This window comes from Elusimicrobiaceae bacterium (genome assembly GCA_028700325.1).
In the GTDB taxonomy this organism is placed as follows: domain Bacteria; phylum Elusimicrobiota; class Elusimicrobia; order Elusimicrobiales; family Elusimicrobiaceae; genus JAQVSV01.
This window is the reverse complement of the sequence record JAQVSV010000051.1, coordinates 1-15847: the sequence shown is the minus strand read 5'-3', so window position 1 is coordinate 15847 and position 15847 is coordinate 1. Positions and strand designations below refer to the sequence as shown.

14 protein-coding genes are annotated in these 15847 nt (G+C 60.6%); 7 read left to right on the top strand and 7 right to left on the bottom strand.

Going from position 1 to position 15847, the window contains the following annotated elements:
• The 6 genes from PHW69_07275 to PHW69_07250 all read right to left on the bottom strand — a co-directional run.
• The coding region (locus PHW69_07275; protein ID MDD4004989.1) for a xanthine dehydrogenase family protein molybdopterin-binding subunit at window positions 1-2286 on the bottom strand (2286 nt) is incomplete at its 3' end.
• A gap of 13 nt (window positions 2287-2299) precedes the next feature.
• Window positions 2300-3097: an XdhC/CoxI family protein gene (locus tag PHW69_07270; protein MDD4004988.1), complete on the bottom strand. Its 798-nt coding sequence runs from the start codon at window positions 3095-3097 to the stop codon at window positions 2300-2302.
• On the bottom strand, window positions 3094-3690 hold the full coding sequence (locus PHW69_07265; protein MDD4004987.1) for a nucleotidyltransferase family protein: 597 nt from the start codon (window positions 3688-3690) through the stop codon (window positions 3094-3096). The genes PHW69_07270 and PHW69_07265 overlap by 4 nt, the downstream gene beginning before the upstream one ends.
• A gap of 121 nt (window positions 3691-3811) precedes the next feature.
• Window positions 3812-5185, bottom strand: a complete 1374-nt coding sequence (locus PHW69_07260) for an 8-oxoguanine deaminase (GenBank protein MDD4004986.1) — start codon at window positions 5183-5185, stop codon at window positions 3812-3814.
• A 3-nt stretch (window positions 5186-5188) separates the two neighbouring features.
• The gene (locus PHW69_07255; GenBank protein ID MDD4004985.1) at window positions 5189-7333 is read right to left on the bottom strand and encodes a hypothetical protein; all 2145 of its coding nucleotides are present in this window, start codon (window positions 7331-7333) and stop codon (window positions 5189-5191) included.
• Between the two features lie 22 nt (window positions 7334-7355).
• A complete protein-coding gene (locus PHW69_07250; protein MDD4004984.1) occupies window positions 7356-8270 on the bottom strand; it encodes a CPBP family intramembrane metalloprotease in 915 nt (304 codons plus the stop codon).
• Window positions 8271-8337: 67 nt separating this feature from the next.
• Between PHW69_07250 and PHW69_07245 the strand changes: the two genes are divergently transcribed.
• From PHW69_07245 to tsaA, 6 genes are all read left to right on the top strand, one after another.
• Window positions 8338-8865 (top strand): hypothetical protein, encoded by a 528-nt coding sequence (locus tag PHW69_07245; GenBank protein MDD4004983.1) that lies wholly within the window; start codon window positions 8338-8340, stop codon window positions 8863-8865.
• Window positions 8866-8984: 119 nt separating this feature from the next.
• Window positions 8985-9485: a nucleoside-triphosphatase gene (locus tag PHW69_07240; protein MDD4004982.1), complete on the top strand. Its 501-nt coding sequence runs from the start codon at window positions 8985-8987 to the stop codon at window positions 9483-9485.
• Window positions 9470-10786 carry an ABC transporter ATP-binding protein gene (locus PHW69_07235; GenBank protein ID MDD4004981.1) on the top strand — a complete coding sequence of 439 codons (1317 nt, stop codon included), beginning with the start codon at window positions 9470-9472 and terminating at the stop codon, window positions 10784-10786. The genes PHW69_07240 and PHW69_07235 overlap by 16 nt, the downstream gene beginning before the upstream one ends.
• A complete protein-coding gene (locus PHW69_07230) occupies window positions 10783-11391 on the top strand; it encodes a hypothetical protein (GenBank protein ID MDD4004980.1) in 609 nt (202 codons plus the stop codon). The genes PHW69_07235 and PHW69_07230 overlap by 4 nt, the downstream gene beginning before the upstream one ends.
• Window positions 11384-11980: a hypothetical protein gene (locus PHW69_07225; protein ID MDD4004979.1), complete on the top strand. Its 597-nt coding sequence runs from the start codon at window positions 11384-11386 to the stop codon at window positions 11978-11980. Before PHW69_07230 ends, PHW69_07225 begins: the two co-directional genes overlap by 8 nt.
• Complete coding sequence (tsaA, locus tag PHW69_07220; GenBank protein ID MDD4004978.1) at window positions 11977-12750, top strand: tRNA (N6-threonylcarbamoyladenosine(37)-N6)-methyltransferase TrmO; 774 nt, start codon at window positions 11977-11979, stop codon at window positions 12748-12750. The genes PHW69_07225 and tsaA overlap by 4 nt, the downstream gene beginning before the upstream one ends.
• Window positions 12751-12771: 21 nt before the next feature.
• Here tsaA and PHW69_07215 read toward each other — a convergent pair whose 3' ends face one another.
• Window positions 12772-13632, bottom strand: a complete 861-nt coding sequence (locus PHW69_07215) for a hypothetical protein (protein MDD4004977.1) — start codon at window positions 13630-13632, stop codon at window positions 12772-12774.
• 148 nt (window positions 13633-13780) lie between these two features.
• Here PHW69_07215 and PHW69_07210 point away from each other — a divergent pair.
• On the top strand, window positions 13781-15847 hold a 2067-nt coding region (locus PHW69_07210), incomplete at its 3' end, for an FAD-dependent oxidoreductase (GenBank protein MDD4004976.1).

The following is a 15847-nucleotide window of genomic DNA, read 5'->3' as shown; positions in this document are numbered from 1 at the left end:
TCCGGCCTCCAGCGCGGCCCACACTTTTTCCGGCAGCAGCGGCGTCTGCGGCACACGCACACCAAGCGCGTGCTTGATGGCGTTGGCGATCGCCGCCGACGGGCCGATCAACGGCAGTTCCCCGAATCCCTTGGCGTTATACGGCCCGGCGCGGTAGGGTTTTTCGACTATCGTGGCGTCATAAGCCGGCGCTTCAAAGGCGGACGGAACCACATAATCGGTCATGTTCGGGTTCCACATAACCCCGTCTTTATGCAGAAGATTTTCGTACAGCGCATACCCGATCCCCTGCAGCGCACCCCCGTGGATCTGGCCGATGACAAGATCGGGATTGACCGCCTTGCCCATGTCATGCGCGCAGATCAGCCGCTCAACGCGCACCTCGCCGGTTTCCGAATCGGCCGAAATTTCAGCAACGTTGGCGGCGTAGGAATAGGTCACATAAGCGTCGCCGCGCCCGGTTTTCAGATCGAACGAAGTGCGCTCGGGCACATACCAGCCCTGTTCCGCCATTTTCAGCCGGCGTTTCCAGCATTCGGACGCCACAGCCGCGAACGTGACCGTTTTCGCACCGCACGAAAAAATTCCGCCGCTTGCGTTGACCACCGCGCCACTTTTCGCTTCAAGCAGTTCCCGCGCGACCACGAACATCCGCGCCCTGATGGGATTGCAGGCGTCAATAATGGCGTTGCCCGACATCAGGGTGGTGCGGCTGGCAACCGTCGGGCCGGAGTCCGGCACGCGGGCAGTGTCCACATCCGTCAGTTCCACTCCGCAGTAAGGCGCGTTAAGCGTTTCCGCGCCGATCTGGGCAAGTACGGTAAGCGCGCCCTGCCCCATTTCCACGTTGCCGACCGCGATCCTTACAGAACCGTCTTTACTGACCATGACGTTCGCGCCCGCCCGGTCGAGATACCGGCCCATTGCGCCCAGACCCACGCCGTAATAATTGACCGACAGCCCGATCCCGTATTGCTTCGGCCCTGCGGCCGGCGCACGCCGGCGGTTTTTCTCCCAGCCGGATTTTTTCCGCACCGCGCTTATCACTTCCTCCAGCCCGGAATTTTTTATCACCTGGCCGGTGGCGGTGGTATCGCCGTCGCGCAGAATGTTTTTAAGACGCAGCTCCAGCGGATCCATGCCGAGTTTTTCGGCCAGTTCGTCCATAAGCGACTCGTTGGCGAAAGCAACCTGCGGCTGCCCGAACCCGCGGTACGCCCCGCACGGCACTTTATTGGTGGCGACCGCAAAAGTGCTAATGTCCGCGTTCGGGATGCTGTACGGGCCGGCCGCATGGACAGTGCCGCGCCACAATACAACCGGCGACATCGTTGAATAGGCGCCCGCGTCAAGCACGTATTTGACGCGCGCGGCGACGAGCCTGCCGTTTCTGTCCGCGCCGTAGGCGATTTTCACCCACCCGGGATGGCGTTTGCTCATGCTCTGGAAATCTTCCACCCGGTTATAAACCAGTTTGACGGGGCGGCCCGTCTTGCGCGCGCACAAAGCCGCGTGCACGCCGACAATGGTGGGCACCTCCTCCTTCCCGCCGAACCCGCCGCCCGTGGTGCGCTGCACAATCCGCACCTTGTTGTGCGCGATGCCCAGCGCTTCGCTCACCCCGTCGAGCACATAATAAGGACACTGCATCGAGCCGTAAACGGTCATCCCGTTTTCCGCCTCGGGAAACGCGATCATGGCCTGGGTTTCAAGATAGACGTGCACCTGGTAATTGGTTTTAAAAACGCGTTCGACCACAACGGCGGCTTTGCCAAGCGCCTTGTCGGCGTCGCCTTTTTTTATCACAAAGGAAGAAAACACGTTATTGTCGCCGTAGATCTTGAGCGCGTCCGGCTCAAGCCCTTTCACGGGATCGTCAAGATACGGCAGCTCCTCGTAATATACCTCGACGAGTTTCGCCGCCGCCTCGGCGGCTTCCTGAGTCTCGGCTACAGCCAGTGCCAGCGCCTCGCCGGCGAAGCGGGCCGTGCGGTCGGGAAGAAACGGGTAATCGTTAATGACCAGCGACCACATCCTGCGGCCGGGGATATCGGCGGCCGTGACCAGCGTCACAAACCCTTTAACCTCCGCCGCCGCGCCGGCCCTGATGCCCCTGATTTTTATATGCGGGCGCGGACTGCGCACCGTGGCGGCGTAAAGCATGCCGCCGTAGGAATAATCGTCCGTGTAACGGGCGGTGCCGAGCGCTTTGGAAAGCGCGTCCTTGCGGCCCTGCGACTTGCCCACGCAAAACAATCCTTCTGCGGCGATTTTTTTCTTTGCCATGCGGTTAACCCTGTTATGCTGCTTTCACAATGGAATTGTGTTTGCCCGTTTCATTGTGGCAGACCATAAGTATTTCCGCCAGCACTGAAATGGCGATCTCGCCGGGCGTCTTGCCGCCGAGCCTCAGCCCGACCGGCGAATATACGCGCGGGTCGGTTTCCGGGTGCAGCCCCTGTTTGTTGAGATTGGCGAATATCCCGGGCACTTTCTGTTTCGAGCCGATCATGCCGATGTAGCGGGCCGGAGTTTTCAGCGCGGCGGCCAGGCATTCCTGATCCAGGCTATGGCCGCGCGTCACGATCACGACGCAGGTTTTTTCATCCGCCAGCGCGGCGATCGTGTCAGGCGGCTCCACATAAATATTGCGGGCCAGCGGAAAATTGGCGGCGTTGGCAAACTCGGCCCGGTCGTCCGCCACGCTGTAGCCGATCCCGGCAAGGGCGGCCGCCTGCGCTATTTTCTGCCCCACATGCCCGCCGCCCAGAATGAGCAGTTTGATTCTGGAAACAAAAACCTCTATGAAAATTTCATTGCGCCCGGCGCATTCCATGCCTATGCCTGACGCCGTCAGATCAAACGTTTCGCGCCGGCACTCGCCCGTGCCGATAGCCGCGCGGGCGGACTCGATGCACAGGGACTCCAGTTTTCCCCCTCCTACGGTGCCCGCGGTTTCGCCGTCGGCAAACACCAGCATTTTCGCGCCGGTTTCGCGCGGCGTGGAACCCTGCGAGCCTATGATGGTGACCAGCGCGGCGTCGCGCCCCTGCGCGATCGCGCGGTCGAGCAGGGCATAAATGGTTTCGTGTATCATGGTTGTGCCTCCGTAAGCCTGAGATAATCCTGCGGCGTGTCCACGTCGCGGATAATGCTGTCCGTTTCAAAATCAACATCGCGCACCGTTACCGCCGGGTGATGCGTAACCCAGTGCAGCCCGAGATTGTCCGGCCCGCTGAAACACAGCGGAAAAACCGCTCTGGGCAGCACGATCGGATGGCCGCGCTTTTTTCCGCGGTAACGCGCTATGACCACCGCATCCGGCGTTTGCGCGTGCTCTGCCGCCAGCCCGGCGAAAACCTCGGCCGTGACAAACGGCTGGTCAACCAGTGCTATGAAAACACCACTCGCGGTTTCGCGCACGGCGCGCAAACCCGTCCGCACCGAACTAATCATCCCGCCCTGCGGCGCGGGATTGACCGCCATAACCGCATCCGCCGCGGGCAGCCGCCGCCCGATTTGCGCGCTGTGAATTCCGGCGACCACGATCACCTGCCCCGCTCCGCCCGCTTTTGCCGCGGCATGCACGGCCGACAAAAAAGTTTCGCCCCTGTACAGGAGCAGCGCTTTCGGCTCGCCCATGCGGGCGGACTCCCCTGCGGCCAGAATAAGGCAACTGATATCATTCATGCGCGCTGACATATTCGTAAGGCATATTTTATTCAAGCAATAAAACGGACGGTTTTCAAGAAGGACACGGAATCCGCGCGGAAAAAACACGCGCGGATTCAGGAAAACCCCAGGAGAAACGCTACAGGCCGGCGGCGTTGTAAAGTCCGCGCGCGGCCGCGTTATGCTCGCGCACGAGGGCGTGTTCGTCGGCGTTTACCAGCCGCTCGTCTTTCACCACCATTTTGCCGTTGACGAAAACATATTTAGCGCGGTGCCCCGCTCCGCAGAACAGCAGCGCCGCGGCGGGATCGCTCATCCCGCCGGCGTAGTCCAGTCTGTTCATGTCGAAAACCGCTATGTCGGCGGCTTTGCCCGGCTCGATGGATCCGATATCGTTCCTGCCCAGAACCGCCGCGCCGCCCCGGCAGGCCATGCGGTACGCGTCGCGCGCCGGCATGGAAGCCACGCCAGCTTTCACACGGGAAACCAGCATCGCCATGCGGGTTTCGCCGAGCAGGTCGGAGGAATCGTTGGAGGCGGATCCGTCCGCCGCGATGCCGACCGCGACCCCGTCGTCCAGATACCGCCGCACCGGCGCGATGCCCGAGCCAAGCCTTAAATTTGAAACCGGGCAGTGCGCCACGCCGGTTCCGGTTTCCGCCATGCGTTTCGATTCCGCCTCGTTAAGCCACACGCAATGGGCGAACCAGCTGCGTCCGCCCTCCAGCCAGCCGACGCGATCCATATATTGAAGCGGGCGCATGCCAAGCGTCTGCATGCAGAAATCATCCTCGTCGTTGGTTTCGGCGAGATGGGTATGCAGGCGCACGTCCCATTCCTTCGCGGCGGCGGCCGACATTTCAAGCAGCTCCGTGGTCACCGAAAACGGCGAGCAGGGAGCCAGCGCGACGCGCGTCATGGAAAATCTGGCCGTGTCGTGATACTGCCGGACCACGCGCTCGCAGTCTTTCATGATAACGCTTTCGGGCTGCACCACTTCGTCGGGCGGGAGGCCGCCGTCCTTCTTGCTGCGCGACATCGAACCCCGGCAGGGATTGAACCTGATGCCGAGCTCCCGAGCGGCGCGGATTTCTTCGTCTATCAGCCTGTCGCTCACTCCGCCGGGAAACACATAAAAGTGGTCCGCCGCGGTGGTGCAGCCGGTAAGGAGCAGTTCGCCCAACCCGGTTTTCGCGCTGGTATAAACCGCTTCCGGCGTGAGATGCCGCCAGATCTGATACAGGTAAACCAGCCAGTCAAACAGCTTGCTGTCCTGCACGGCGGGCAGATTGCGCGTTAATGTCTGGTACAGATGGTGATGCGTGTTCACCAGCCCCGGAATGACAACACAGCCGCTCGCATCCACCGTTTCGGCGGCTTTTACCGCCAGGTTTTGGCCGACCAGCTTTATTTCGGGACCCTCGATATATATATCGCAGTTTTTCAGTTCGGCGCCCGAATCCGAACAGGTAACAACCGTCATCGCGTTTTTTATCAAAATCGTGTGTTCCACAATTCACCTCTCCCTGACCAGATTTCTTGAAAACCGTTTCCGGAACGATGAATTAATCAGGCCGTGGCTTTTGTACAGGACGACAAGCGCGAGAAACGCCGCCGCCACCCACAGGCCTATCCAGAACAGCGTGTCCGAATACCTGAAAACCGCCCGATGCCTGCCGGACCCCATATAAACGCCAAGCTGGCGCTGAGCGGTTTTGATGACGGGCATTTCGCGCCCGTCCACATACACCTCAAACTGCGGATTGTAGGCAAACGCAACGGCGACCGGCCCGCCTTTGGGCAAGTCGCTCTCCACGGTAATGCTGTTTGTGCCGATCCGGTGTTTTATGCCGTCGCCCGAACCCGTCTGCGCCAGATACGCCAGCGGCAACGCCTGCGGATCGCGGTAAACCGCGCATTCGGCGTCGCCGCCCCGCCTGACAATACCATGCAGCGCGAAAGTTTCCTTGTACCGCTGCTCCTGCTCCGCCGCGACGATATAGTTCCGCACTCCCCACTGCCGCAATAACGGAATCACGCGCGCCAGTTCGGGCCGGGCGATATCCACAATCGAGGAATAACTGACCGGGCCGGTGATCTGGAAATTATAACGCGGCAGCAGCGCGTCGTATCCGCCGAACTGGTACAGCCCGAACAGCGAAGCGTAATTGTAGCCCGCAAGCGCGACCGAGCCGGGCGCGCCCGCGGCAGGCGCGCCGAGCGAAAAAATACGCCCGGCCGCCAGTTCCGCCGCAAACGGCGCGGCTGCGGGAAGAGGCCCGGAATAAACCACGAAGTTGCGGCGCGGCGACACGCAATACAGAAACAGCAGCTGCCCTATCTGGACAACGGTCAGCGCCGCGAACATCCACCGGGCGCGGCGTTTGCGCTTCACCAGCTCGTTCACCGAAGACAGATTGACGCACGCAAGCAGAATAAAAAAGAAATTGGCGAACAGCAGCACCTTGAACGGATACCGGAATGCGCGCAGAACCGGAATGGCTCCGATCACCCCGTCCAGTATGCCGAACGACCACAGCAGAAACGCCAGGCCCAGCAGCGCGCTAAGGATGCCGTAGCGGCTGTCCTCACGTTTCTTGGCCGGCAGCCAGCACAGCAGGCACAGGAAAAGCACGCAGTAGCCCAGATGCGAAAAATAAGGCAGGAACCAGACCTGCCAAGACGCGCGCGGCGCGAACATCTCCACCAGGCCGGAAAACACCGGCTCTTTAAGCCATTGCGAGGAAAACGGATACGCCACCCCCGCCAGCCACATCAGCACGTTATTCGCGCCTATCCGCGCCTGTTCCGGCCCGGCCGTATTCCCTGCGCCGGCCGCCAGCCGCACCTGCTGAAACAGCGGCAGCAGCAGCGGCAGCGACAGCACGAAAGTTATAACGTAGCTGAGCACATAGGCGTGCAGCGCGGCGCGTGAAATTTTCTTTTCCGAACTGAAAAATTCGCGCAGCACGATGAACAGGATTTCCGCCACGACCGAATAAATGAAAAACTGCACGTGTCCGCCGAAAAACAGCATGATCCGCGCCGCGCACGAGAAAAACATCGAGTGCCGGGGCGAAAAATCCACCAGTTCCGCGCTCCAGTACAGCATCCACGGAAACCAGCCGACCGCGGGCATGATGCTCCACCACGAACTGCCCGCGAACACCACATACGGGTTGAGCATCCACGAAACCGACCCGAAAAACGCGACCCGTTTTGTAAGCCCCATCTTGCGCAGCAGGAAAAACATGCCATAACCGCCCAGTATTATATGAATGGCGGCCCAGAAATCGGCGGCTGCGAAAATATGCCCGAAGAAAAGATAACTGAGCCATGCCGCGATATAAGTGAACGGGTACAGCACGCCAAACACCCCGGCGGACAGAACCGGCACGCCCAGATGCTGATGGAAATTATAAAACGCCACGGAACCTTCTTTCAGCGCGCCCATGCAATGCGCCAGCACGGGAATAAACTGCACGCGCGTATCGTCCTGCAGAAAATAGTAGGGATTAAAATATTCCAGCGCAGCAAACAGCAGCGCGGCAACCAGCGGAATAAGAAAATAAAAACGCTTCTGTTTCCAAAAACGGCGCAGCCGGTCGGACAGGGTATCCGGCGCGGGCGCAGACAGCAGCAGGGAAGGTCGCGGACTCATATATTATTCGGTATATTATATCTTAAAAGGGAAACCGGATTTTCGCGCCAAGCGGGTTCTCCTCCGGATCCGCCAGATAGGAAGCGAAGCCCGCCGCGATATCAAACCACGCGTGCGACGCTATCACCTCCGACAGGGTGTAATTGTTCGCCCGGTAGCGCGTTCCGAAATAAACGCCGGCGAGGCAGGCGAACCCGGCGGAATACCACGAATCCGACGAAGACGGGTCGGCCAGATGAGCCGCTCCGAACACCGCGGAGGCCGCGAGCAGTCCCGCTGTATCGCCGAACCTCCGTTCCCACTGGGCCTGCAAAATGCCGCGGAAAAGCATTTCCTCCGACACGCCGGCGCCCCAGCTCACCCCCAGCCACTGCGCGCCCAGAACAGCCGCTCCGGTGTCGCGGTTATAGGAATTGCCGAGATAACTTATTCCGGAAACGCTGCGAAAGCTCCCGCGATGCGACCCGCCCCGCGCAAGCGCGTAATTAAGGCCCGCGCCGACAGCCGCGACTCCGATAACCCACGGGCTGAAAGCTTCGCGCGAAAAAGGCGCGGCGGCGAGTTTTGAAACCGGCGCGGGATCAAACCGGACGGTGTAACGGGACGCGCCGGACCGAAGCATCACGCTCCGGTAAGTATCGTACAGACCCGCGAGATACAGCTGCTGCGCGCCGACAAGCGGGGCGTTGAGCTGGCCCGCGTCCTTGCGGATTTCGCTGTAAATGCCGTAACCGAGCAGTCCGGCCGTGCCCGCTGCGAACAGCAGTCCTTTGCCCGGCTCGCCGAACGCGAACTGGCCCGCGCCCGGCACAAACAGTTTCCAGGCCGGAAGCTGCGGCATGGCATTGATCTGCTCCGGGCCAGCGCAGCGCGCCGCGCCGCTGAGCGCGGCGGCGCACGAGATCCACGCCAAAACCTTTTTGACAGCGGGCGCCATATGTAGAATTATGCAATATTAGCGCGCCGCACGCTTGCTCAGCGCGCATTTTACAGCTAGTATATCCATGATGGGCAAAATATGCGTTTTTCTTGCCGCGTTCATTCTCGCCGCGCCGTGCGCGCCGGCGGCGAAAGCGGCGTGTTCTTCCTGCAAGAACAAAGAGATCTGGAAAACTCCGCTGAAGCTGGATAAAACCGTAAAGATCAACGACTCGCCAGAAAACGTGGTTACCAGACCGCGCCGCCCCGCGCCGGAACAATCACCCGCATACGGCTGCGGTTTCCAGCCCTCCAAAAACACCTGGTACTACCGCGAACTCACCAGCAAAGACGTGCTGGATAATATTGACACCTATTATCAGGGCCGGCGGGTGTTTGTGCTGGATCAGGCAAAAACCGTTCTCCCCGCCGACACCCGCCGCGTCGAAACGAAACCCCTGAAAAAGCGCAGCCCCGGCGAACCGATCGCCATGCCGCGCCAGCGCCCGCAAAACCCGGTTCAGCGGCTGCCGCATCTGGGAATTCTGCGGCACCGGCTGGAACCGCGGGATCTGCAGGACCTGAGAACTCTGTCTTTCTCGCCGTTATTATAGTGCGGCCTCCGGCGATTGACGCGGCCCGGCTTTATTTGTTTAATTTAATGGTGAAACAGGTCCGGCCGGCGCAGGGCGGACGCAAGGCTTGAATCCGCTGTGTTTCCATAAATAACGCTATGGTATTTTTTATAACCGGACCGAAAAATTCCGGAAAAACCGCTTTCGTGAAAAATCTCCATTCCGCGCTGGAAAAAGCGGGGCTGGAAACCGGCGGCATTGTGTCGGAAGGAGAACCCGCGGGCGAGAAAAAATCGCTTTATTTCGTTAAAAGCCTGCGCACCGGCAAAAGAATGAAACTGCTGGAAATCGGCGGCGGCCCCGTGCCGGACAAAGCCGGGTTCGATTTCGCGGACGCCGTGCTCGGCAAAGCGCAGAATTACAAAACCGTAATCATAGACGAGTTCGGCCCGCTTGAAGCCGCCGGGGTCGGCTACGGCGAACGCGTAATGCGCCTGAGCCGCGGGCATGACCTTATAATAACAGTCCGGCCCGCGCTCGCGGTTACCGCCGCCGAGCTGTTTTCACACGCCGGAACCGAAACGCTAAGCGTTGAAAACAAAACACCCGCCGAGCTGGAAGAACTGGCGCGGCATATTATACGATGCCTCTCGAAATAAAAGATTACCGGTTCCGGCACCGGCCCGGCGCGCCGTGGATACTCGATGGCATAAATCTGCGCCTGCAGCCGGGCGAATGCGCCGCCGTTACGGGCAGGAACGGGTCGGGCAAAAGCACGCTTGTTGCGGCAGTATGCGGCCTGCTGCCGGGGTTCGGGCAGGGCGAAACGCAAGGTTCCATAACAACCCAAAACCCGCCGCCGGCGGCGGTGCTGCAGAATCTGGACGCGCAGATCCTGACCGACAGCGTTTTGGAGGAAATCGGGTTCTTCCTTAAATATTCCCGTCCGCACGGATCAAAACCGACCGCTCGGGACGCGGTAAAAACCGCCGGCCTGACCCACGCGCAGGAACGCAAAGTGCACCTGCTTTCCACCGGCGAGAAACAGCGGTTGGCCTGTGTCTGCGCGAACGCGGCTGCCGGGGCGGGACTGGCGGTGTTCGACGAACCGTCCGCCTATCTTGACGATGACGGCGCGCGCAGGCTCTGCTCGATGATAAAAGACCTCAAGGCGCGCGGACTGGCGGTGCTTGTCGCGGGGCACGAATTCGCGCGGCTGGACGCCGTGATAGACAAAAGCTACAAATTGAACGACGGACAGCTGATGCCCGCTCGGTTAACCGATTCCGGCGGATTTTTCAGGCCGGAGCCGCCCGGCTGCCCCGATTCCACGGGCCTGCTCGCCGCAAACATCGCCAGCCGCGCCGCCGACGGAACCGCGCTGGTGGAAAATTTTACGCTGGAAATCCGGCGCGGCCGCATAACCGGACTCACCGGCCCCAACGGCGCGGGCAAAAGCACGCTTGCCGGCCTGCTGGCTGGACTGAAGACACCTCATGCGGGCGCGCTGGCCATAGCCGGAGCCGCCTGCTCCCGCTCCGACCTTGCCAGGAAAGTGCGCCTGCTGCCCCAGAACCCTTACACGCAGCTGCTTTATAAAACCGCCGGAGAAAATTTCGACCGCGCCCGGCGCGAGGCCATAAAACCCTGCGGCCGCGGTTTTATCGAACTGGCCCGCGCGCTCGGCGCAGAACATCTTGCCGGCCGGGCGGTGCAAAACCTCAGCTACGGCCAGGCCCAGCGGTGCGCGCTGTTATGCGCGATGCTGGCCGGCCCCGAATTCATCATTCTCGACGAAGCGGTATCGTGCCTTGACGCAGAGGGCATCGCGGCGTTTCACGCCGCACTGCGCCTGTTCTGCCGGGACGGCGGCGGCGCGCTCGTCATAAGCCATCTGGCAAAACTGACGGAAGCGATGTCGGACCGCGTTTACTCCATCAAGCAAGGGATCCTTCCATGACTGCTGAAAAAATCAATGCACTGCATCCCGCCAATAAAATACGACTGGCTGTATACACGACCGTGTTCGGTGCGCTGTGGGGACTGGCCGAAATGTTTCTTGGCAGCTGGCTGCACGCCGTGCAGTTTCCGTTCCGCGGCGCGGCGATGGCGGGCATAGGCGCGCTTGTTTTATGCGCCGAGCGCACTTACACCCCGGTGCGCGGAGCGACGCTGTACACCGGCCTTGTGGCTCTGCTGATGAAATTCGCCTCGGCAGGCGCGTTCAAGCTCGGCCCCGCCGCCGGGATACTGATTGAAACGGCTATAGTGGAAGCGGCGCTCACCGCATTCGGCACGCGCCGGAAGGCGGTATGGCTGGCGGTCATGCTGGCATGTCTTGAAGGCCTGCCGCACTTTTTTGTAACCAGCTGGCTAATGTACGGCAGCGGAATTTTCAATGCGTATCTGAAAGTCATCGAGGGACTGCAACGGTTTTTCGGCCTGCCTGACAGTTCGTGGAAACTGATCGCGGTTTTATGGATCGCAGGGCATTTCATCATAGGCGCGGCATACGCGCTTGTCACCGTGCGGGTGCTTGAATATCTGGAGAAAACCGGTGCCTGACAGGAATTTCAAGGCCGCTTTTCTGGCGACCGCGCTGGGCGCGTTTGCCATGTCGCTTCTGTGGCCGGGCGCGGCGGCGCAGTGCGTATTAAGCGCGATACTGGTAATGCTGATCGCGCTGAGGGATCCGCGGGCGCTGACTCAAACCGGCAGCCTTAAATTCTGGCTGTTTCCGCTGGCGTTTGTGCTGCTTTCGCCGTTCATGGCCGGCGAGCCGGATTTGAATGTTTTCGGCCTGGCCTACTCAAAAACCCAGCTGGACACGAACGCGCTGTTTATCGTGCACGCTTACTGTTTTGTCATCATGGGGGCGTATTACGGGCGGAACCACACGTTGTCCGAAACCGTCGAGCTGGGCCGGAAACTGGGCCTTAAAACCCTCGGCCTGCGTTTGGCGCTGGCGATCTGCGCGACAAAAAAACTGGAGCTTATGACCGGCGAAACTTTCCGCACTTACGCACGCACCCGGCCCGGCAAACGCGAACGCCTGCTGGATTTTGCGGTGCTCGCGGGCGCGGTCATCCGCAACACGGTGCTGATCGCCGAAGATATTGCCGTGCTCCTGTTTATAAGGAAAATCGAACTATGAAACTGGATATAACACCCGTAGGCTATGTGCGCAACGCGGTAAAAAACCGGTCGGACATGAAGCCGGGCGGCGTTGCCTCGACCATTGAAATCAGCCCCGCTTTTCGGCCCGCGCTTAAAGGGCTGGAGCTGTGCACCCATATCTGGGCGCTGTGCTGGTTTGACCGGGCGGACAGAAGCGTTTTAAAAGCCCGGCCCCGCAAAATTTCATCCGCCGCGAAGGAACGCGGGGTGTTCGCAATGCGCTCGCCCGACCGGCCTAACCCCGTAGCCCTGACCTGCGCGCGCCTGCTCAAAATCAGGGGGCTTACCCTGACGCTCGCGTCGCTCGACGCGGCGGACGGCACCCCTGTTCTGGACATCAAACCCTACTCCAGAGGGATTGACTGCGTGCCCGTGGCAGGCGACAGCGATTTCTCCGCCAAATACCGCCTGCTCGACGATACCGCTCTCGCCCGCCTGCTCGCCCGACTCGCGTTAAACCACACGGCGGCGCTTACGCCGCAGGCCATAAAAGCGCTCGCCCTGACGTTTGGCTATGTGCGCGCGGCCGGGCTTGCGCCGGACTGCGATGTCAGCGCCGTTGAAAGCACCGTTTCAAAAGAGGGGATAGACGTGTTATGCGGGCTGTTCGGGCTGCGCCCGTCCGATGGAAAGTATACGCCCGTTTCATTCAGGGGCGCGGCGGCACTTTCCGTGAAAACCAGAACCGCCTGGGTTACGGTTGAAGCCGGAAGAAAAGAAACGGACGAGTTCAGGAAACTGCTCTGATCTGCGCGGGAACACGCTTTCTTATTTTGAAACGCGCACGGAATCAATCGCCAGGCCGGCGCCGCCTTCGGCAAAGAGTCCGGCTGCGCCGGATTGAAAGGCAGTGTCCGTAAAAGCGAAAACCGGCGCGTCATCCGCTTTCACGACATGCGAATCGCCCGTTACGGTGACTGAATATATATGCGGCGCGCCCGCCGCCCTGAAATTCCTGGGCAAAAGCCCGGAAGCCACGCGCGTCTTCGTGCCGTCCGCCATTCTGGAAACTGCCAGCTCCCGGCCATTCTCCCCGTATTCCAGCAGATAGCCGGACAGCGCGCCGCCGTCGGCGCACCGGTAGCAGATCCCCGGCCCCCGCCCGGCGACATGGGAAGCGATGACGGTTAAAGTGTAATCGCGCCACCGCTCAGACCCGAAAAAAGCAACATTGAGACCTCCGTCCGGCGCAGTCAGTTTGCCGGATTGCGGCTGCCATTTGCCCCGGCTGACTTTAAAGCCGGAAAGATTGTCGCACCCGGAAACGAACAAATCGTTCTCCGGATCCGCGCCGGGCGCGTAATCCTGCGCGCCGTGCAGCGAACAGATCAGCCTGGAGGGCACTCCGGTTGACAGCCACACATACTCCCCGCCGGACGGGCAGGCCGGCACCCGGTCCAGATATCCCGCGCGCACAAGCCCGGCGAACGAAGAAATGAACAGATTGTCATGTACGACGGCGTAACGGTCAGCTGCAAGCGCAACGGCCGTCCGCATGGACAGGCAGGACGCGGCCCTGCTTCTGCCCGACGCCGCGGCATACTGCTTAAAAACCAGCAGCCCAAACAAAACCGTGGCCGCAATAACAAACCCTAATTCAAATCTGGTGAATCCTTTATTATCCGTCATAGCCGCCCGCTCTTTTAGACTCTGAGTAATTCTACCAGAAAGCCCGGCACATAGCCAAAACGTCTGGGCATATGAGCTTGAAAAGCGGCCTGAAAAATGCCAAAGTTACAGGTGTCGTAATATACATATTGATATGAGGTGCCACCAAATGGAACAGACCTGTCAACTGCTGTCGGACGCGCAGCTTAAGGCGGAAGCGCATAAATGCGAATATTGCGAGGAAAAACCCTGTAAAACCGCCTGCCCGGCGCACTGCTCGCCGGCGGATTTTCTTATGGCGGTTAAAACCGGCGAACCGCAGGATTTCAGGCGCGCGGCCGCGCTCATCCTGGGCCAGAACCCGCTGGGCGGAGTATGCGGCGCGGTCTGCCCGGACTACCACTGCGTGAAAGCCTGCTCGCACAAGAATTTCGACTGTTCCGTGAACATCCCCGCCGCGCAGGTAACCGTAATCCAGCGCGCGCGCGAACTCGGCGTAATGCCGGTATTTTCAAAACCGAAACCGAACGGCAAAAAAGCGGCCGTGCTCGGCGCGGGCCCCGCGGGACTGGGCGCCGCGGCCGTGCTTGCCCAGAAAGGCTATAAGGTTGATGTTTTCGATAACGCAAAAACCGCGGGCGGCATGCTTAACCTCATACCGGACACGCGCCTTGATAAAGCTGTTTTGGAAGCCGACATCGAGTTCGTGAAATCGCTCGGCGCGGTGACTGTCAGAACCGGCGTAAAAACCGAGCCCGCGAAACTCGCGAAAACATACGGCGCGGTAATCGTCGCGGGCGGGCTTGACTCCGGCATGAAAATGGGCATAACCGGCGAAGCGTTCGCCGCCGACTGGATGAGTTTCCTCGCCAGCCCGGAAAAATTCAGGCTCAAAGGCCGGCAGGTGGCGGTTATCGGCGGAGGCGCGGTCGCCGCGGACTGCGCGGTGGTCGCCGCGCAGCATAACGCCGCCGCGGTGGAACTGATCTACCGCCGGCGCATCAGCGATATGCCGGTAACCTCGCGCGAGCTTGACGAACTGCTCGACGCAAACATCAATATTTCCCCCCGCACCACGATCGTGGAAATCCAGAAAGACGGCACCGTTTCAGCCGTTAAACTGGAACCGGCAAAAGGCGAAGCGCAGGACTCGCGCAGGCTGGTCGCGGTGCCCGGCTCCAGCCATACCCGCAAATTCGATCTGGTGATCATGGCGATCGGCGCGAAAACGTCCAGCCCGCGCAAGCCGGCCAGAGGCGTGTTCTACGCGGGCGACATGGCCAACGGCGCGACCTCGGCGGTGGAGGCCGTGGCGTCCGGCAAAAACGCCGCGCTCAGGGCTGACGCCCATATCAGCAGAAAGCCGCAGCCGAAAATCGAAAAGGACGTTAAAAGTGTCGCGCACCTGCCGGGCGAGGTGAAGCTGCCGGTGCCGCTGGAAACGGAATTTTTCGGCCGCACGATCCGCTCGCCGTTCCTGATTTCCGCCGCACCCCATTCCGACGGGTACGAGCAGGTCAGGCGCGCCTACGAAGCCGGCTGGGCGGGCGTGGTGATGAAAACCTCGTTCGACAACGTGCCGATCCACATTCCCGGCGAGTACATGTTCGCGTTCAGCGAAGACACCTACGCCAACTGCGATAACGTTTCAGGCCACCCGCTCGACCGGGTGTGCCGCGAAATCCGCCGGCTGGTGAAAGAATATCCCGACCGGCTGACCATGGCCTCGACCGGCGGACCGGTGACCGGCAACGACAACTTTGACCGCAGGGGCTGGCAGTCGAACACGAAAAAACTCGAGAAGGCCGGCGCGATGGGCGTGGAATACAGCCTGTCCTGCCCGCAGGGCGGCGACGGCACCAAAGGCGACATCGTTTCGCAGGACCCCGAGCTGACCGCTAAAATCATCGGCTGGGTGATGGAAGTATCCGATCCGGCGGTGCCGAAACTGTTCAAGCTCACCGGCGCGGTAACCTCGATCTACCCCATACTGGCGGCGATAAAGGAAGTGTTCGCGAAACACCCGGATAAAAAAGCCGGCGTTACGCTGGCCAACTCGTTTCCTACCATGGCATTCAGAAAGGGCAATAAAAAGGAATGGGAAGAGGGCGTGGTGGTCGGCATGAGCGGCGCGGGCGTGACGCCGATAAGCAATCTCTCGCTCGCCAGCGCGGCGCGCCACAAGATGCACATTTCCGGCAACGGCGGCCCGATGGATTACAAGGCAGCGGCGGAT